Below are 19,317 nucleotides of genomic sequence, written 5' to 3' on the forward strand. Positions count from 1 at the left end.
GGATCAACCCCTTGGAATAGTGGCCGAAGTAGTGGCCCGGGCCATAGAAGTGGAGAGGGTGGAAACTCAGTTGCTGCGCGGGTCGAGCGCGTCGCGCAGCCCGTCACCGAGCAGGTTGAAGGCGAGCACGGTGATGAAGATGGCCAGGCCAGGGACCACCATGTACTCCGGGTCGACCTGGTAGTACTTGATGGCGTCGTTCAGCATTCCGCCCCAACTCGCCTGCGGGGGCTGGATGCCGACACCGAGGAAGCTGAGCGCCGCCTCGAAGAGGATGTTGGTCGGGATCAGCAGGGTCGAGTAGACCAGGATCGGGCCGACCAGGTTGGGCAGCAGCTCCTTGAACAGGATGAACGGTCCGCGGGCGCCCAGGCTGCGGGCGGCGAAGACGAACTCCCGCTCGCGCAGCGAGAGCGTCTGACCGCGCACGATCCGGCCCATGTAGGGCCAGTTGAAGAAGCCGATCACGAAGATCAGTACGGCCAGGTGCAGCGGCAGGCCGTGCAGTCCGAACGCGCCGCCCTGCAGCGAGGCCGAGATGGAGATCGCGAAGAGCAGCAGCGGGAAGGCCAGGAAGGTGTCCATGACCCGGCTGATCACGGTGTCCACCCAGCCGCCGTAGTAGCCGGCCATCACACCGAGCACGGTGCCGATGGTGTTGGACAGCACGGTGGCGCCGAAGGCCACCAGGAGCGAGACCCAGGAGCCCTCGATGATCCGGGAGAGCAGGTCACGGCCCTGCAGCGGGTCGACGCCCAGCGGGTGGCTCAGGCTCATGCCGCCGAACGACCCGGTCGGCAGGCTGCCGAGGTCGGGGTCCAGCAGATCCTGGTGCAGCGCATCGGGACTGAGGCCGAAGACCGATTCGATCGGCTTGGCCAGAACGGCCAGCAGGACCAGCAGGATGACCACCACGCCGCCGGCGACGGCGGCCTTGTCGCGCCTGAAGCGCAGCCAGGCGATGCGGCCGAGCGAGCGGCCCTCGATCGCGGCCGGCCCCGCGGAGGCGGTCGCCGCGGGCTCGCCCGGAGCGGCGGGGGTGGTGTCGGTGGGTGTGGTCATGGGCAGTTGGCGTCCCCTCGCCGACGGTTGTCGGCCCATGGCAGCCCGGCGCAGGCATGACTGTGTCAGGTCCAGGTCAGAACCAGCTGTCAATGCCGCCCGAGCTGCTCGGCTGGTGCGGTGCGCAGAACTCTCCATGCTGGCTCCTGGCTCGCGCCAGCCCTGCCCGACGAAGGATGCCCAACTGTGATCTTCCACTGTTCATGATCAATAAACCTGACTGACGGTCAGGTGACTTGTGAAGATCATCAGTTCACCGCACCCACAACGCCGGGTGGTCGGTACACGGAGCAGCCGGATGCGGCCACGCCGAACGCCCGGAGCAGGCACCGGAGCAGGCACCGGAGCGGGCACCCGGACCAGGCGGAACGGCGACGAACGATCAGCGCCCGGGCCAGGGCTGCTGCGGCCACCCCGGCTGCGGCGGCAGCGAACCGCCGTACGGCGCCTGCGGATAGGCCGGCGGCGCATAGGTCGGGTACGGCGCGGGCGCCGCCTGCGGGTAGGGCGCCGGGGTCGCCTCGCGGTGGTAGAACGGCCGGGCGTTGGCGCGCATCCACAGCGCCACCGGGTCGAACTCGTCGCTCATCGCGACCGTGGAGACCGCCAGGCCCGGCGGCGCCTGCGCGATCGCGCGCTGCATCAGCGCCCGCACCGCCTCCACCGCCGGCGGCGAGGTGTCGTAGAGCTCAAGGCCGATGGCCAGGTAGGCCTCGCCCACCACCGGCCGCACCCAGGCCCGGCGCAGCGCCCGCACCGGGCGCACCGAGGGCGCCTGCTGCGCCAGCAGCGCGTAGAACCCCTCGGTACCCGGCAGTTGGGGCTCGGTCAGCCGCAGCGGACCGGCCGGCAGCCGGTCGAGCCCGGCCGCCACCCGGCGCAGATCGGCCCAGGGCACGCCGACCCCGCCGCCGGGCGCGTGCGGGTTGAGCCACAGCCCCCAGCGGGTGCGGTAGAGCGCGGCGGCGATCTCCCGCCCCGAGATCACCTCGTGGGCGCGCGCCCAGCCGCTGGCGGCCAGCTGGCCGGGCGAGGTGACGGCCGGCGCGTAGCCGTGGCCGCCGAGGTCCATGTTTCCGTACTGGGCGTCCGGGCTGCCGGGGGTGCCGTGCCAGAGCAGCATCCAGACCCGGCCCGCGGCGAGCTCGTGCAGCAGCTGCTCGTAGGCCTCGAAGCGGTCCGGGGCGACCTCGCCCAGGGTCCGTTCCAGGGCGCCCGGGTCCGCACCGGGGGCCGGGCCCCAGGACCCCGCTCCACCGCCCGCCGCTCCCGTCGTCACCGGTACCCACTCCTGTCCATGCCGCTGCCCTCGCCACGGTCCGGGCGCCAGACTACGGGGCCCGGCCGACACCCGTCATGCCGACGCCCTGGGCGGCGCCGGGCCGGGTGGCGCCGGGCCGGCGTCGCCGCGTAGGGCCCGAGCCGCTCAGCCCCGCACGTAGAAGGGTGCTACCCGGTGCAGCAGCCAATCCACCACCGGGTCGTCCGCCAGGTCCAGCAGCACCATGTGCACCCCGCCGGGCAGCGGTGCCACGCCCAGCGCCCGCCCCAGCGCGGCGTTGGCCTCCACCGGGTCGGCGGGCGCGGCCGGGTCGAGTTGGACGCCCACGAAGAGCACCGTCGGCTCGCCCTCCACCGAGGCCAGTGCCCGACGGGCCGTCAGCACCCCGCCCAGCGCCGCGAGCTCCGCGCACACCACCTGCAGGAAGGCCACCGGCTCCTCGCCCGGACCCGGCTCGCGCAGCGCGACCCGGGCGCCCTCGGGCACCCCCGCGCCCGTCCCGATCGTCTCCCAGCGCCCCTCGCGCGGTCCGCGCCGCAGCTCGCCGACCCCCTCGGGCGGCACCGGGATGCCCACCGGCGCCTGCGGGTTGAGCGCGATGCCGATGCCCAGCGGCAGGCCGCGGGCGAACTCCCAGGCCGGCGCGACCGCACAGGACAGCCCCGGGGCGTGCCGCAGGAACTGCTCCTCGGAGGAGAAGACCGGCACATAGGGCGCACCGGCCAGCTCGATGGTCGGCAGGTCCAGCCCGGCCCCGGAGGGGTCGGCGCCGGACGGCAGCGGGATCCAGACCTGGCTGCGGGCCAGCACCTCGATCACCCGGGGCGTGGCGCCGGGGTCGCCGATGGCCGCGCTGAGCACCCGCTCCAGCTCGTTGGCCGGCCAGCCGCTGCCGACCGGTGCCCGACCGGGCTCGGCCCACTGCGTCGCCGTCGCGGCGTACCCCTCTGATTCCATCCGCCCCTGCCCCGCTTCTGACCCGGACCGTCGAGCACAGGTGCTTGTCACGCAGTGCGTCCAGCCGAAGCGTACCGAGACAGCCCCCTCTCCCGCCGGGCGGACGGACATGCCATGATGTCCGCGTACTCCACAGCACCCAACTTCATACTGGCCGCTCGAACCCGCGCGGGAGAGCCCGGAGGTGCCCTGGCGGGGCACGGACCGGCGCCGAAGGAGCAAGTCCTCCCCGGAATCTCTCAGGCACCCCTACCGCGTGGGCGAGGCGAATCTGGAAAGCGGAACACGGCCGTGCCGTGCGCCCACCCACGGTGCAAGCCGCGTCATCCTTGGTGCGGTGAAGCTCTCAGGTTGTGACGACAGACGGGGAGACTCCACCCCACCCTGCCCGCACCCAGCTTCGGGAGTCTCACCATGTCCCCCCGTCTGACCGCGCTCGACGCGCTGCACCGTGCCCTGGGCGCGACCATGACCGACTTCGCCGGCTGGGACATGCCGCTGCGCTACGGCAGCGAGCGCGAGGAGCACCTCGCGGTCCGTACCAAGGCCGGCCTCTTCGACCTCTCGCACATGGGCGAGATCACCGTCTCGGGCCCGCAGGCGGGTGAGCTGCTGGACCACGCGCTGGTCGGCTTCATCTCCGCGCTCGGCGTGCTGCGCGCCCGCTACACGATGATCTGCCGCGAGGACGGCGGCATCCTGGACGACCTGATCGTCTACCGGACCGCCGAGAACGAGTACATGGTGGTCGCCAACGCCTCCAACGCCCAGGTGGTACTGGACGCGCTGACCGAGCGCGCGGCCGGCTTCGACGCCGTGGTGCGCGACGACCGCGACGCCTACGCGCTGCTCGCCGTCCAGGGCCCCGAGGCGAACGCGATCCTCTCCTCGGTGACCGACGCCGACCTGCCGGGCCTGAAGTACTACGCGCTGCTGCCCGCCACCGTGGCCGGCAAGCAGGTCTGGCTGGCCCGCACCGGCTACACCGGCGAGGACGGCTTCGAGATCTTCAGCGCCCCCGCGGACGCCGAGCACCTGTGGCAGGCGCTGACCGAGGCGGGCGCCCCGCACGGCCTGGTCCCGGCCGGCCTGTCCTGCCGCGACACGCTGCGCCTGGAGGCCGGCATGCCGCTCTACGGGCACGAGCTGGACACCTCGCTGACCCCCTTCGACGCGGGCCTCGGCCGGGTGGTGCGGTTCGACAAGACCACCAACAGTGGCGAGTTCGTCGGCCGCAAGGCGCTGGAGGCCGCGGCCGCGCAGGCCGAGGTCAACCCGCCGCGCAAGCTGGTCGGCCTGGTCTCCGAGGGCAAGCGGGTGCCGCGCGCCGAGTACGCGGTGGTCAGCGCACCGACCGAGGGCGAGTCCGCCGTGATCGGCCGGATCACCTCCGGCTCCCCCTCCCCCACGCTCGGCAAGCCGATCGCCATCGCGTACGTGGACGCCGCCTTCGCGGCCCCCGGCACGGCCGTCGCGGTGGACGTGCGCGGCAAGCACGAGCCGGTCGAGGTCGTCGCGCTGCCGTTCTACAAGCGCGCCCGCTGAGCAGACCCCCAGCTGTCGAGTCGTCCACTTCGCGGACTTTCGACCGTCCGCTCGGCGGACCGTTCCCTCGTTCCCGCTTCCCATCCTGGAGAATGACCACCATGAGCAACCCGCAGCACCTGCAGTACAGCAAGGAGCACGAGTGGCTGACCGCCGCCGACGCGGACGGCGTGTCGACCGTCGGGATCACCGAGTACGCGGCCACCGCCCTCGGTGACATCGTCTACGTGCAGCTGCCCGCGGTCGGCGACACCGTCACCGCCGGGGAGACCTGCGGTGAGCTCGAGTCCACCAAGTCGGTCAGCGACCTGTACTCCCCCGCCACCGGTGAGGTGACCGAGGTCAACGAGGCCCTGGCCGACGAGCCCGCCCTGGTCAACTCGGCCGCCTTCGAGGGTGGCTGGCTCTTCAAGCTGAAGGTCTCCCAGGCCCCCGCGGACCTGCTGGACGCCGACGGCTACGCCGAGTTCACCAAGTCCTGACCGGACCGCCGGCCGGGCCGCCCGGCCGGCCTGCGATCGACACGGCGGGCGGCCGCAGCGCGGCGGCCGCCCGCACCAGGTTCCCCTCGCCCGCCACCCGCCGCCACCCTTGCCACGGCGCGCTGCGCGCGGCAGCCCCCTTTCACGGGAAGACGCCACCATGACGGTTCTCAACCAGTCCCTGCACGCACTCGACCCCGAGATCGCCGCCGCGGTCGACGCCGAGCTGCACCGCCAGCAGTCCACCCTCGAAATGATCGCTTCCGAGAACTTCGCCCCGGTGGCGGTCATGGAGGCCCAGGGGTCGGTACTCACCAACAAGTACGCCGAGGGCTACCCCGGCCGCCGCTACTACGGCGGCTGCGAGCACGTCGACGTGGTCGAGCAGATCGCCATCGACCGGGTCAAGGCGCTGTTCGGCGCCGAGGCCGCCAACGTGCAGCCGCACTCCGGCGCGCAGGCGAACGCCGCCGCGATGTTCGCGCTGATCCAGCCGGGCGACACCATCCTGGGCCTGAACCTGGCCCACGGCGGTCACCTGACCCACGGCATGAAGATCAACTTCTCCGGCAAGCTCTACAACGTGGTGGCCTACCACGTGGACGAGCAGACCAACCTGGTCGACATGGAGGAGGTCGAGCGCCTGGCCAAGGAGCACCAGCCCAAGCTGATCATCGCCGGCTGGTCCGCCTACCCGCGCCAGCTCGACTTCGCCGCGTTCCGCCGGATCGCCGACGAGGTCGGTGCGCTGCTCATGGTGGACATGGCCCACTTCGCCGGCCTGGTGGCCGCGGGCCTGCACCCCTCCCCGGTCCCCTACGCGGACGTGGTCACCACCACCACCCACAAGACCCTGGGCGGCCCGCGCGGCGGTGTGATCCTCTCCAAGGCCGAGTGGGCCAAGAAGATCAACTCCGCGGTCTTCCCCGGCCAGCAGGGCGGCCCGCTGGAGCACGTGATCGCCGGCAAGGCGGTCGCCTTCAAGGTCGCCGCCTCCCCGGAGTTCAAGGAGCGCCAGGAGCGCACCCTGGAGGGCGCCAAGATCCTGGCCGCCCGCCTGCTCCAGGAGGACGCCAAGGCGGCCGGTGTCTCGGTGCTGTCCGGCGGCACCGACGTCCACCTCGTCCTGGTGGACCTGCGCAACAGCGAGCTGAACGGCCAGGACGCCGAGGACCGCCTGCACGAGGTCGGCATCACGGTCAACCGCAACGCCGTCCCCAACGACCCGCGTCCCCCGATGGTCACCTCGGGCCTGCGGATCGGCACCCCGGCGCTGGCCACCCGCGGCTTCACGGCGGAGGACTTCCGCGAGGTCGCCGACATCATCGCCGAGGCGCTGCTGCCCGCCTTCGACGCGGACAAGGCCACCGCCCTCAAGGCCCGGGTCACCGCGCTGGCCGAGAAGTACCCGCTCTACCCCGAGCTGTAAGACCGACCGGCGATCGGGGGGCGTCGCGACGCCCCCCGGTTGCCGGTCGGTCCAAGTCCTCACCCGCGGGCGTGGTCGGCGTCACCCCTGCCGACCGCGCTCCCGCCCCGGGGCACCGCGCACACTGGAAGGTGAGCCGGTGCCCCGTCTCATGCACCGCCCTTCTCTCTCCACGAGAACCAGACAAGGACGTCCCCCCGTGGCCATCAGCGTCTTCGACCTCTTCTCCATCGGTATCGGCCCCTCCAGCTCCCACACGGTCGGCCCGATGCGCGCGGCCCGGATGTTCGCCCGCCGCCTGCGCTCCGAGGGCCTGCTGGACCAGGTCACCACGGTGAAGGCCGAGCTCTTCGGCTCGCTCGGCGCCACCGGCCACGGCCACGGCACCCCGAAGGCCGTCCTGCTCGGCCTGGAGGGCAACTCGCCGCGCACGGTCGACGTCACCAAGGCCGACCTGGACGTGGCCCGGATCAACGAGGCCAAGCGGCTCAGCCTGCTCGGCACCCACTCGATCGCCTTCGACCCGGACCTCCAGCTGGTCCTGCACCGCCGCCGCTCGCTGCCCTACCACGCCAACGGGATGACCCTGGTGGCGCACGACGCGGCCGGCACCGAGCTGCTCGCCAAGACCTACTACTCGGTCGGCGGCGGCTTCGTGGTGGACGAGGACGCGATCGGCGCGGACCGGGTGGTCCCGGACGACACCGTGCTGCGCTACCCCTTCCGCACCGGCGAGGAGCTGCTGCGCCACACCCGGGAGACCGGCCTGTCCATCTCCGGCCTGATGCTGGAGAACGAGAAGGCCTGGCGCACCGAGGAGGAGATCCGCACCGGCCTGCTGGAGATCTGGGCCGTGATGAAGGAGTGCGTGAGCGCGGGCATGTCCCGCGAGGGCATCCTGCCCGGCGGCCTGAAGGTCCGCCGCCGCGCCGCCGCCGGCGCCCGGGCGCTGCGGGCCGAGGGCATAGGCCCGGCGAACGCGATGGAGTGGGTCACCCTCTACGCGATGGCGGTCAACGAGGAGAACGCCAGCGGCCAGCGCGTGGTCACCGCCCCCACCAACGGCGCGGCCGGCATCATCCCCGCCGTCCTGCACTACTTCCAGAACTTCGTGCAGGGTGCCGACGACGAGGGCATCGTCCGCTTCCTGCTCGCGGCCGGCGCGATCGGCATGCTCTTCAAGGAGAACGCCTCGATCTCCGGCGCCGAGGTCGGCTGCCAGGGCGAGGTCGGCTCGGCCTGCTCGATGGCCGCCGGCGGCCTCGCCGAGGTGCTCGGCGGCTCCCCCGAGCAGGTCGAGAACGCCGCCGAGATCGGCATCGAGCACAACCTCGGCCTCACCTGCGACCCGGTCGGCGGTCTGGTCCAGATCCCCTGCATCGAGCGCAACGGCATGGCCTCGGTCAAGGCCGTCACCGCCGCCCGGATGGCGCTGCGCGGCGACGGCCGCCACCACGTCTCCCTGGACAAGGCGATCAAGACCATGAAGGAGACCGGCGCGGACATGAAGGTCAAGTACAAGGAGACCTCGCGCGGCGGCCTCGCGGTCAACGTCATCGAGTGCTGAGCCCCGCATGACGAAGCCCGCCCTGCCGGGGAGTCCCTGGCAGGGCGGGCTTCGTCATGGGGCGCTGCCCACGGGCTACTGGTACATCGAGTCCCAGAGCTGCTGCGCCGTCTTGCCGGTGTGCTGGACCCACCAGTCGTTGTCGTTGGTGTAGGTGCGGTCGTGGCCCGCGTCGTTGAGCTCGCGCACGATGTTGGCGTCGTAGTGGGTGGCCACGAAGTTGAGGAAGTAGGCCGTGGTGCTGTAGCCGGCCAGGTAGGCCTTCGGGGTGTTCTGGTCCGGGCGGGCCAGGGTGGTGGGCTGGTAGTTGTAGTAGCGGACCCAGTCGGCGCTGCCCTCCACCCAGCCGGAGTTCAGGCTGCTGCCGTCCTGGATCACGTGGACCTGCTCGTGGACCAGGAAGCCGGTGTCGTCCGGGTGCTGGCGGACCCAGTCGGGGTTGACCTTGACGGTGAGGTTGTTCGTCGAGCCGTCCCAGATGGTGACCGCGACGTCGCCCGGCGCGTTGAACGTCGGGTCGAAGATGACCCGGTAGCTGGTGGGCGCCTGGTAGTCGGTGCCGTCGACCAGGTTGACGGTGGGGCCGTACCACTTCTGCAGGATGGACTGCTCGGTGCTCGCCCAGCCGGCCAGGTCGCTGGCCTGCGAGGTGTCCATGGTGATGTTCACCCCCGGGGTGGGCTGGGAGCCGCCACCGCCGTAGACCAGGTCCGGGCTGGTCTGGTAGTCGTAGGCCGCGCCGCCGGTCCAGTACATCCGGAGCTCGGTCTTGTAGTCGTGGCCCTGGCTGGGGTTGCCCAGCGCGCTGGTCGAGTAGTGCTGGGAGCCGGTCTGGCAGTTGGCCGTGCTGGTGAAGACCTGCTGGTTGGTGGTGTAGTCCCAGAGGATCACGTTGACCTTGCAGTTGGGGTCGACGCTGTTGAAGTTGGTGTAGGCGTCCGCGGTGACGTACCCGCCTGCGTCGACACCGACGCAGGCGCTCTCCCAGGCCGGGCCGCCGCAGCCGCCGGGGGTGGTGTCGGCGTGCGCGGCAGCCGCCGAGGTCAAGGATGCCCCTGCGGCGATGGCGAGGCCGACGCCGGTCAGCGCGGCCCGCTTCAGCTGGGTTCGTATGCTCCGTGCCATGGGCTTCCTCCTTGAGCGAGTGCTGGGATGTCCAGCGGCTCGCATGCTGTCCTCGGCGGATCGACAGCCGATTGACAGCGAGGAAGCCCGCCCGGGCAAGCCCGGGCCGGTCGTACTCGGCCCGTCGTACTCGGGCCGCCTCAACTCAGATCACAGCGCGCTCCCGCACCTTCAGTTCGAACCAGACGGCCTTGCCGCGCGGCAGTAAATCGGCGCCCCAGCGGTCGGCGAGGGTGTCGACCACGAGCAGGCCGCGGCCGCACTCGGCCAGACCCGGCTCGGCGACGATCAGGCAGGGCAGCGCGCGCGAGGAGTCGCGCACCTCGACCCGCAGCCAGCCGGGGCGGCGCAGCAGGCGCAGCCCGATGGTGCGGCCGCCGGTGTGCCGCACGGCGTTGGCGACCAGCTCGGCGGTGAGGAGTTCGCCGACCTCCAGGAGCGGGTGCAGGCCCCAGCTCTGCAGCACCGAGAGCACCAGTCGGCGGGCCAGTGGCCCGGAGTCGCCGCGGGAGGGCAGGCGCGCCTCCTCCTCGCCGGCGGGGTCGCGTAACCGGGGCAGGACCGCGCGCTCCAACTCGCAGGAGGAGAGCTGTTCCAGGGCCGCGAGCCCGGAGCGGGACGCCGTCCCCGCGGGGGCCGCCGTGCCCACCCGCTGGCTCCCTGACGGGAGGTCAGCGGCCAGACCGGGCCCGAGATGTGATGACTGCTCGACTTCGCCCCATCCCGCCATGTGCCCATCATTGCGGTTCGCAAGCAGCCGCGTACGGACAATGACGAAACGATCACTATTCATTTGGCATATGACGCTCGCACCCAGTGTCGGAGCGGCTGCAAAAGCCGGTCGGACACTGGGTGCGATTGGGGCCGCAGGGGCGCTTGAGCGGTGTCGGCTACCAGGTGCTCCAGGCCATGTTCCAGCCGCTCAGGCCATTGTCCGGGGTCACCTGGGCGCCCTTGGAGTTGATCACCTTCACCACATCGCCCACCAGCGAGGCCGCGTAGAACTTGGCCGCCGGGGTGTCGGTGCCGCCCGCATTGCCGGGAGCGTCCTGCAGCCCGACACAACCGTGACTGACGTTCGCGCTCCCGAAGGTGCCCGCCGAGGACCAGTTGTTGCCGTGCACATAGGTGCCGGAGTCGGTCAGGCGCATCGAGTGCGGCACCTCGAGGTCGTACTCGCCCGGCTTGAGGCCCGGCACCGAGGCCGAGGTCATGTGGGCGGTGCCCTCCTTGGCCTCGATCACCATGGTGCCGTTGTAGGTCGGGTGGTCGTCCGAGCCGGAGCTGATCGGGATCGTCTGGGTGGCCTGCCCGCTCGTCTGCACCGTCATGGTGTGGGCGGCGGCGTCCACCGTGCTGATCTGCGAGCGCCCGATGGTGAACGACTCGTCGCGGTCCGAGCCGCCGTAGACGCCCGGCGAGACCTCGACGTTCTTCAGCCGGATGTGGATCTTCACCTGGGTGTTGGGCTGCCAGAAGTTCTGCGGGCGCAGGTCGAGCCGGTTGTTGCCCATCCAGTGGCCCTTGAGCTGGGAGCCGTCGGAGGTCTCGAAGGTGATCGCCTTCTCCACCGCCTGCTTGTTCTGGATCGACATGCCGAAGTCGAACGAGACGATCATGCCGACGCCGTAGGTGGAGCCGGTGATGACGTTGTCCTGGCTGCGCGAGGTCTTGGCCGGGGTCAGCGTGCTGAAGTTGCTGCTGGCGCTGGTCGCCACGCCCTTGGCGTCGGTGGCCTCGGCCTTCACCTGGTAGGAGTCGGAGACCGACAGGCCCGCGGCCGGCACCCAGCTGGTCCCGTCGGCCGAGATGCTGCCCTGCACCGCCTGGCCGCTCTTGTCGGTCACCGTCACCTGGCTCAGCTTGCCGCTGCTGACCGCGACCTTGAGCGCGTCCGGCGCGGCGTTCTGGGTGCCGTCCTTCGGCTCGATGTCGACCACGGCGCTCGACGTCGGGGAGGCCGAGGTGGCCGGCGCGGCCGGCGAGCCGCCCGCCGCTCCCCCGCTCGCCGCCGCCACGGGCGCGGAGCCGGCCTTCGGGCTGCTGCTGCCCCCACCGCAGGCCGTGGCCAGCAGCAGGGTGCCACCGACGGCCAGTGCCGCTCCCACGCGTATCGAGCGCATACCTCTACTCCCCTGATTCAGTCCCGTACGCCTACACGTCGTTGACGGGCCCCCGGTTCCGCACCGGTTTCGAACAAATCGGCTGATTGTCGCACCTGATTCCTTCACCCGTTCGACCGCACTCATGCCCTCCCCCGGATATTCGCAGCCGAATGGTGACCATCACGCCAATGGCCCACCCCGAGAACGTTCCGAGGGGGGCCATTGGTTGCGCTCAGCTACCGGTTTTCATGGAATTACCAGCTGGCCCAGGGCAACGTCCAGCCACTCAGCCCGTTACTGGGGCTGACCGTCTTCCCCTTGGCGTTCTTGATGATCACGACGTCGCCGATCAGCGAGGAGTTGAAGAACTTCCCGGCCACCGAGTTGTCGTCGCCGCCCTTGGCGTCCTGCATGCTGACGCAGCCATGACTGGCGTTCGACTGGCCGAACGCGTTGCTCCAGTAGTTGCCGTGGACGTACGTGCCCGAATCGGTCAGTCGCATCGCGTGCGGCACGTCCGGCACGTCGTACTCGCTGCCGACCACGTTGGAGACGGTCGCGGAGTTCATCCGGGTGACCTTCTCCTTGCTCTCGATGGTCATCGTGCCGTTCCACGACGGGTTGTCGTCGTTGCCGGCGGTGATCGCCAGCGTCTCCAGCGGCTTGCCGTCCCGGACCACGGTCATCTTGTCGGTGCTCGCGTCGGCGGTGGAGACCTGCGAGCGGCCGATGGTGAACGACTCGTCGCGGTCCGAACCGCCGTAGACGCCCGGCGAGACCTCCACGCTCTTCAGCTTGTAGTGGATCGTCACCTTGGTGCCGGCCTTCCAGTAGGCCTGCGGCCGGAAGTCGAGCCGGCGGGTGCCGAACCAGTGCCCCTTGACCTGGGTGCCGTCCGAGGCCTCGAAGGTGATGCCCTTGACGACGTCGTCCTTGTTCTTGACGTCCTTGTTGAAGTTCACCGAGACGATCATGCCGACGCCGTAGGTGCTGCCGGTCGAGATGTTGTCGTTGGTGGAGACGGTCTTGGCCGGGGTCAGCGTGGTGAAGCTGCTGTCCACCGCGGCCTGCAGACCGGCCGAGTCCACCGCCTGGGCGCTCACCTTGTAGAGCATGCCGACGGCCAGCGCCGCCGACGGCGTCCAGCTCAGCCCGTCCGCCGAGATGCTGCCCTGAACGGCGTTGCCGTCCTTGTCGGCCACCGAGACCTGGGTCAGCTTGCCGTTGGCCACCGCGACCTTGACCGCGCCGCTGGGCGCCACGTCCTGCGTGCCGTCAGCGGGCGTCACGGTCAGCTGGGCCGCCGAGAGCTTGGGCGCGGACGGGGCCGAGGAGCCGGCCGAGGGCGCGGCCGAGGCGGCCCCGCCACCGGCGCCGGCACCGCCGCCCGAACCGCCGGCCTTGGCCGGGGTGTCCTCCGGCCCGCACGCGCCGGCCAGCATCAGTACGCCACCCGCCAACAGCACTGCGGTGGCTCGGCGAGCGACCCTGCTGCCCGTCCGCTTCCCTCTCGCGGCTGCCGCCGCCTGAACCGGCTCCACTGGGCGCTCCCCCTCGTTGTCAATCGCCGGACCACGCCTCGGGGGCCCGCGCTCGCGCAAGGATAACGGGGCCAACTGAGTGAATCTTCGGCGGGAGGGTCGTGACCAGCAGGTGAAAGCACGTCAGGTGGTACGCGGTCACCCTGGTGGGATTTGTCCGGTTCTCCGCGTGGCCGACCGGTCTGCCGCCGCCCGCGCCGAGCCGATCAGGTCCTGCCTCCACCGATCGGATTCCGCCTGGGGCACGAGGGAACGATTCACTCTGCGGACATCCGTCCGTAACAGTCGCGGGTGACCGGCCTCGGAGGACTGCGGGCATGACGGCATGGCAGGAACTGGAGCAGGGCCGCCCAGAGCCCCTCACCGCCACCCACCTGCCGCCCGCCGCGCCCTGGCCGGGCAGCTGGCAGCCGCTGGGCGCCCGCTACCGGCACGGCGCCGACGGCAGCCACGGCACCAACTTCGCGCTCTGGGCGCCGGGCGCCGAGTCCGTCGAGCTCTGCCTCTTCGACGAGGACGGCACCGAGACCCGCCATCCGCTCTCCGAACAGACCTTCCAGACCTGGCACGGCTACCTGCCCGGCATCGTCCCCGGGCAGCACTACGGCTACCGGGTGCACGGCCGCTGGGACCCGTGGACCGGCGCCCGCTGGAACCCGGCCAAGCTGCTGCTGGACCCCTACGCGCGGGCGGTCGACGGGGAGTTCACCGGCCACGGCGCCTGCTGCGCCTCGGTGCGCGACTGGCCCGAGGCGGAGGTCGCCGACACCGTGCGCGACAACCGCGACTCCGCCCCGTACACCGCGCGCGGCGTGGTGGTGCACGATGACGACGACTGGTCGGACGACCGCCGCCCCAAAACGCCCTGGGCCGAGACGGTGCTCTACGAGCTGCACGTGCGCGGCTTCACCATGCGCCACCCCGGCATCCCGCCCGAACTGCGCGGCACCTACGCGGGCCTGGCGCACCCGGCGGCGCTCGAGTACCTGACCTCGCTCGGGGTCACCGCCGTCGAGCTGCTGCCGGTCCACCAGTTCGCCAGCGAGGACCACCTGCACCGGCGCGGCCTGACCAACTACTGGGGCTACAACTCGATCGGCTGGTTCGCCCCGCACGGCGGCTACAGCTCCTGCGGCACCCGTGGCCAGCAGGTCGGGGAGTTCAAGCGGATGGTGCGCGCGCTGCACCACGCGGGCATCGAGGTGATCCTGGACGTCGTCTACAACCACACCGCCGAGGGCGGCGAGTTGGGCCCGGCCCTCTCGCTGCGCGGCATCGACAACGCCGGCTACTACCGGCTGGGGCGGGGCAACCGCGGCGGCCGCGGGTACACCGACTACACCGGCTGCGGCAACACCCTGGACACCCGCCAACCGCAGGCCGTGCGGCTGGTCACCGACTCGCTGCGCTACTGGGCCGGCGAGATGGGCGTGGACGGCTTCCGGTTCGACCTGGCCGCGGCACTGGCCCGGGCCGGCGACGGGGTCGACATGCACCACCCCCTGCTGGCGGCCATCTCCCAGGACCCCCTGCTGAGCCGGGTCAAGCTGATCGCCGAGCCCTGGGACGTCGGCGACGGCGGCTACCAGGTGGGCAACTTCCCGCCGCTGTGGGCGGAGTGGAACGACAAGTACCGCGACACCGTGCGCGACTTCTGGCGCGGCGCCCGCCCGGACGTGGCCGAGCTCGGCTACCGGCTCTCCGGCTCCTCCGACCTCTACCAGCGCGGCGGGCGGCGCCCGTACGCCTCCGTCAACTACATCACCGCGCACGACGGCTTCACGCTGCGCGACCTGGTCTCCTACAACGGCAAGCACAACCTGGACAACGGCGAGGACGGCCGGGACGGCACCGACGACAACCGCTCCTGGAACTGCGGAGCGGAGGGCGAGAGCACGGATCCGGCCGTCCAGGAGCTGAGAGCGCGCCAGCTGCGCAACCTGCTGGCCACCCTGCTGCTCGCCTCCGGCGTCCCGATGCTGACGGCCGGGGACGAGTTCGGGCGCACCCAGGGCGGCAACAACAACGCCTACTGCCAGGACAACGGGACCAGCTGGGTGGACTGGTCGCTGCTGGACCAGCCGGCCTGGCGCCGCCAGCGCGAGCTGACGGCGCGGCTGATCCGGCTGCGCCGGGCCCACCCGGTGCTGCGCCAACGGGCCTTCTTCTCCGGGCGGGCCGCGGTGCCCGGCGGCCGGCGCGACCTGACCTGGTACACCGCGCGCGGCACCGAGATGACCGAGGCCGACTGGTACGCCCCCACCGCCCAGCTCGGCATGCTGCTCAACGGCGACGCGATGTCGGAGCGCGACCAGCACGGCTGCCCGCTGACCGACGACAGCTTCCTGCTGCTGCTCAACGGCGCCGACCGCGCCACCGAGTTCGCACTGCCGCCCGGCGGCCCCTGGGAGTTGCTGCTGGACACCGCCGACCGCGGGGTCACACAGCCGCTGGCCGCACGCTCACTGAGACTGCTGCGAGCCGGCGGACAGGAGTGACGCCCGCCGGTGGCCGGTTCCCGGCGGCGCACCACGTCAGGTGTGAAAAACCTGATGAGAAATGTCAGTCGCTCCGCCTACCCTCGGCCCGATGGCCGAGAACGCTGCACCCCCGCATCAGCCGCCCACCGACCGGCCCACCAGGTCCACGGTGCGCTCGCTGCTCAGGCTCAAGCCCTACGCGTACCCCATCCGCTGGCACCTGACCGGCGCGGTGGCCGCCGCCCTGATCGCCTCCGGCGCGGTCCTCGTGGTCCCGCTCGTCCTGGGGCGGATCGTGGACGGCCCGATCGGCCACCACGACCAGGCCGCGCTGTGGCCGCTGATCGGACTGCTGCTGCTGCTCGGCGCCGCCGAGGCCGGGCTGTTCGGGCTGCGCCGGGTGCTGGTCGCACGCCCGCTGGCCCAGGTCGAGTCCGCCATGCGCGACGACCTGTACGCCAAGCTGCAGCGGCTGCCGGTCTCCTTCCACGACCGCTGGCCCTCGGGACAGCTGCTCTCCCGGGCCACCTCGGACCTCTACACCCTGCGGCTCTTCCTGGCCTTCCCGCTGGTCTTCCTGGTCGTCAACAGCCTGACGTTCCTGGCCGGTTCGGTGCTGATGCTGATGCTGGACTGGCGGCTGGGCCTGATCGCGCTGGTCCCGGCGGTGCCGCTGATCCTCATCTGCACCCACTTCGAGGCCCGCTACTCGACCGCCGCGCGGATCGCCCAGGACCAGAACGGCGACCTCGCCACGGTGCTGGAGGAGTCGGTGCTCGGCATCCGGATCCTCAAGTCCTTCGGCCGCCAGCGCACCATGGCCCGGCACTTCACCGAGCGGGCCGAGCTGCTGCGCGGCACCGAGCTGCGCAAGGCCTGGATGCTGGCCGACCTGTGGGCGGTCATCGTCGGCCTGCCCGAACTGGCGCTGGGCAGCGCGCTGGCCGTCGGATCGGTGCTGGTCGCCCATGACGAGCTGAGCGCCGGCACCCTGGTCGCCTTCCTGTCCACCGCGCTGGCGCTGCGCTGGCCGGTGGAGTCGCTGGGCTGGCTGCTGGCCTACAGCAACGAGGCGGGCACCGCCGCCGACCGGCTCTTCGACGTGCTCGACACCCCCGAACAGCCCGAGCCCACGCCCGCGGCACCCGTGGACGGGGAAGAGGGCATCCGCTTCAGCGGCGTCCGGTTCCGCTACCCCGACGCGCCCGCCGACAGCCCCGACCTGCTGCGCGGCATCGACCTGCACATCCGGCGCGGCGAGACGATGGCCCTGGTCGGCGCCACCGGCAGCGGCAAGACCACGCTCACCGCGCTGCTTCCCCGGCTCTACGAGGCCACCGGCGGAACCATCACGGTGGACGGCCAGGACACCGCCCACCTGCCGCTGACCCGGCTGCGCGAGCTGGTCTCGGTCGCCTTCGAGGAGCCCACCCTGTTCTCCGCCACGGTGCGCGAGAACGTGCTGATGGGCGCGCCCGGGGCCGGCCCGGAGCAGTTGGAGCGGGCGCTGGCCACCGCCCAGGCCGACTTCGTCCACCAGCTGCCGCAGGGCGTGGACACCGAGGTCGGCGAGCAGGGCCTGAGCCTGTCCGGCGGCCAGCGCCAGCGCCTGGCGCTGGCCCGCGCGGTGGTCGGCTCACCCGGGTTCCTGGTGCTGGACGACCCGCTCTCCGCGCTGGACGTGCACACCGAGGCGCTGGTCGAACGGGCGCTGCGCGAGGTGCTCGGCGACACCACCGCGCTGGTGGTGGCGCACCGGCCGAGCACCGTGCTGCTGGCCGACCGGGTCGCGGTGCTGGCCGAGGGCCGGATCCTGGCCACCGGCACCCACCAGCGGCTGCTGGAGACCTGTCCCGAGTACCGCGAACTGATGTCCGGTGAAAGCGCGTTGGAAGCGAGTGTGACCCGATGAGCAGCACCGACGCCGCCACCCCGCTCGACGCCGGGACCGACGAGCAGCCGGCCACCGAGGACGAGGAGATCCCGGTCCCGCCCGGCGCCTCCGCCGCCCTGCTGCGCTCGCTGCTCGCCCCGCACCGGCGCCGGGTGCTGACCGGGGTCCTGATGATCCTGCTCCAGCAGGGCGCACTGCAGTGCGGCCCGCTGCTGGTCTCGCTGGCCATCGACCGGGCCATCCCGGCGCTGCGCCACCACGACAGCGGCCCGCTGATCGCCGTCACCGCCGGCTACCTGGGCTGCGCCGCGCTGAGCACGCTGCTGCAGCGCGCCTTCATCCGGGTCTCCGGCCGGCTCAACCAGGACGTGCTGCTCGAACTGCGCGGCCGGATCTTCCGGCACGCCCAGCGGCTCGGCCTGGACTTCCACGAGCGCTACACCTCGGGCCGGATCATCTCGCGCGGCACCAGCGACGTGGACACCCTGCGCGAACTGCTCAACGAGGGCCTGCAGGAGCTGCTCGCGGTCTTCCTGTCGGTCTGCTACATCGCGGTCATCCTGCTGGTGATGGACTGGCGGCTGGGCCTGCTGGCGCTCAGCTCGGTGCTGCCGATGGCGCTGCTGGTCAGGATGTTCCGCACCCGCAGCTCCCGGGTCTACCGCTCCTCGCGCAGCGCGGTCGCCTCGGTGATCGTCCGGTTCACCGAGACCATGAACGGCATCCGCCCGGTGCAGGCCTTCCGCCGCGAGGCGGACAACCGGGCCGCGTTCGGCGGCCTCAACCGGAGTTACGCCGACGCCAACGCCAACGGCCTGCTGGAGATGGCGCGTTACGTCGCCTTCTCACGGGCGACGGCGAACCTGTGGGTCACCGTGGTGGTGCTGGTCGGCGCCTACCTGGTGACCGACGGCAGCCTCGAACTGGGCGTGCTGACCGGGTTCGTGCTCTACCTGCGGCGGCTGTACGACCCGATCGACCAACTGGCGATGTTCCTGAACAGCTACCAGTCGGCGGCGGCCGCGCTGGAGAAGATCTCCGGTCTGCTGGCCCAGGAGCCCTCGGTCGCCGAACCGGTCACCCCCGTGCCGCTGCCGGCCACCGCCGCGACCGGGCGCACGGTCGACTTCCGCGAGGTGGGGTTCGCCTACCGCACCGGCAAGGAGGTGCTGCCGGCCTTCTCACTGACCCTGCCGGCCGGCCGGACCACCGCCGTGGTGGGCGCCACCGGCGCGGGCAAGTCCACCCTGGCCAAGCTGCTGGCCCGGTTCTACGACCCGACCTCGGGCCGGATCACTCTGGACGGCGTCGACCTGCGCTCGCTGGCCGCGGCCGACCTGCGTCGCGGGGTGGTGATGGTGACCCAGGAGTCCTTCCTCTTCTCCGGCACGGTCGCCGAGAACATCGCGGTGGGCCGCCCCGAGGCGAGCCGCGAGGAGATCGAACAGGCCGCCAAGGCGATCGGCGCCCATGACTTCATCTCCGCCCTGCCCGAGGGCTACGACACCGACGTGCGCAAGCGGGGCGGCCGGATCTCGGCCGGCCAGCGCCAACTGGTGGCCTTCGCCCGCGCGTTGCTGGCCGACCCGGCGGTGCTGATCCTGGACGAGGCCACCTCCTCGCTGGACGTCCCCGGCGAGCAGGCCGTGCAGCGCGCCATGCGCACGGTGCTGGCCGGCCGCACCGCGGTGATCATCGCGCACCGGCTGTCCACCGTGGAGATCGCGGACCGGGTGCTGGTGATGGAGGCGGGCCGGATCATCGAGGACGGCACCCCGGCCGAGCTGATCGCCGGTCGCGGCCGCTTCGCCGAGCTGCACACGGCCTGGCGCGACAGCCTGGTCTGAG

14 protein-coding genes and 1 riboswitch are annotated in these 19,317 nt (G+C 71.7%); of the genes, 7 read left to right on the top strand and 7 right to left on the bottom strand.

Translation table 11 applies throughout. From position 1 onward, the window contains the following. Positions 1-66 precede the first annotated feature (66 nt). The 3 genes from ACFZB9_RS33785 to ACFZB9_RS33795 form a co-directional block, all read right to left on the bottom strand. A complete protein-coding gene (locus ACFZB9_RS33785; protein WP_391453601.1) occupies positions 67-1,062 on the bottom strand; it encodes an ABC transporter permease in 996 nt (331 codons plus the stop codon). Positions 1,063-1,444: 382 nt separating this feature from the next. Continuing rightward, positions 1,445-2,341: an enhanced serine sensitivity protein SseB C-terminal domain-containing protein gene (locus ACFZB9_RS33790; RefSeq protein ID WP_391453602.1), complete on the bottom strand. Its 897-nt coding sequence runs from the start codon at positions 2,339-2,341 to the stop codon at positions 1,445-1,447. A gap of 147 nt (positions 2,342-2,488) precedes the next feature. Then, positions 2,489-3,301: an enhanced serine sensitivity protein SseB gene (locus ACFZB9_RS33795; protein WP_391453603.1), complete on the bottom strand. Its 813-nt coding sequence runs from the start codon at positions 3,299-3,301 to the stop codon at positions 2,489-2,491. Between the two features lie 159 nt (positions 3,302-3,460). Beyond that, a riboswitch (glycine riboswitch) is annotated at positions 3,461-3,566 on the top strand. A 149-nt stretch (positions 3,567-3,715) separates the two neighbouring features. Here ACFZB9_RS33795 and gcvT point away from each other — a divergent pair. From gcvT to ACFZB9_RS33815, 4 genes are all read left to right on the top strand, one after another. Next, positions 3,716-4,846 (top strand): glycine cleavage system aminomethyltransferase GcvT, encoded by a 1,131-nt coding sequence (gene gcvT / locus ACFZB9_RS33800; RefSeq protein WP_391453605.1) that lies wholly within the window; start codon positions 3,716-3,718, stop codon positions 4,844-4,846. A 101-nt stretch (positions 4,847-4,947) separates the two neighbouring features. Next, positions 4,948-5,328, top strand: a complete 381-nt coding sequence (gene gcvH, locus ACFZB9_RS33805) for a glycine cleavage system protein GcvH (RefSeq protein WP_391453606.1) — start codon at positions 4,948-4,950, stop codon at positions 5,326-5,328. Between the two features lie 160 nt (positions 5,329-5,488). Further along, entirely contained in the window at positions 5,489-6,757 is a 1,269-nt protein-coding gene (gene glyA, locus ACFZB9_RS33810) for a serine hydroxymethyltransferase (RefSeq protein ID WP_391453608.1), read from the top strand. Between the two features lie 199 nt (positions 6,758-6,956). Beyond that, positions 6,957-8,324: an L-serine ammonia-lyase gene (locus ACFZB9_RS33815; RefSeq protein WP_391453610.1), complete on the top strand. Its 1,368-nt coding sequence runs from the start codon at positions 6,957-6,959 to the stop codon at positions 8,322-8,324. Between the two features lie 75 nt (positions 8,325-8,399). Here the strand turns inward: ACFZB9_RS33815 and ACFZB9_RS33820 are convergent, their stop codons facing one another. The 4 genes from ACFZB9_RS33820 to ACFZB9_RS33835 all read right to left on the bottom strand — a co-directional run bounded on the left by ACFZB9_RS33820 (position 8,400) and on the right by ACFZB9_RS33835 (position 13,020). After that, on the bottom strand, positions 8,400-9,449 hold the full coding sequence (locus tag ACFZB9_RS33820; RefSeq protein WP_391453612.1) for a basic secretory protein-like protein: 1,050 nt from the start codon (positions 9,447-9,449) through the stop codon (positions 8,400-8,402). A 145-nt stretch (positions 9,450-9,594) separates the two neighbouring features. Continuing rightward, complete coding sequence (locus tag ACFZB9_RS33825) at positions 9,595-10,098, bottom strand: ATP-binding protein (RefSeq protein ID WP_391453614.1); 504 nt, start codon at positions 10,096-10,098, stop codon at positions 9,595-9,597. A gap of 241 nt (positions 10,099-10,339) precedes the next feature. Beyond that, positions 10,340-11,572: an Ig-like domain-containing protein gene (locus ACFZB9_RS33830; RefSeq protein WP_391453616.1), complete on the bottom strand. Its 1,233-nt coding sequence runs from the start codon at positions 11,570-11,572 to the stop codon at positions 10,340-10,342. 236 nt (positions 11,573-11,808) lie between these two features. After that, positions 11,809-13,020, bottom strand: a complete 1,212-nt coding sequence (locus ACFZB9_RS33835; protein ID WP_391453618.1) for an Ig-like domain-containing protein — start codon at positions 13,018-13,020, stop codon at positions 11,809-11,811. A 392-nt stretch (positions 13,021-13,412) separates the two neighbouring features. Here ACFZB9_RS33835 and glgX point away from each other — a divergent pair, with 392 nt between their 5' ends. The 3 genes from glgX (at position 13,413) to ACFZB9_RS33850 (ending at position 19,316) form a co-directional block, all read left to right on the top strand. Continuing rightward, positions 13,413-15,593 carry a glycogen debranching protein GlgX gene (gene glgX, locus ACFZB9_RS33840; RefSeq protein ID WP_391453620.1) on the top strand — a complete coding sequence of 727 codons (2,181 nt, stop codon included), beginning with the start codon at positions 13,413-13,415 and terminating at the stop codon, positions 15,591-15,593. 91 nt (positions 15,594-15,684) lie between these two features. Continuing rightward, positions 15,685-17,487, top strand: a complete 1,803-nt coding sequence (locus ACFZB9_RS33845) for an ABC transporter ATP-binding protein (RefSeq protein WP_391453621.1) — start codon at positions 15,685-15,687, stop codon at positions 17,485-17,487. Then, entirely contained in the window at positions 17,484-19,316 is a 1,833-nt protein-coding gene (locus ACFZB9_RS33850; RefSeq protein ID WP_391453623.1) for an ABC transporter ATP-binding protein, read from the top strand. Before ACFZB9_RS33845 ends, ACFZB9_RS33850 begins: the two co-directional genes overlap by 4 nt. Position 19,317 lies beyond the last annotated feature (1 nt).

This window comes from Kitasatospora sp. NPDC008050 (assembly GCF_042957465.1).
In the GTDB taxonomy this organism is placed as follows: Bacteria; Actinomycetota; Actinomycetes; order Streptomycetales; family Streptomycetaceae; genus Kitasatospora.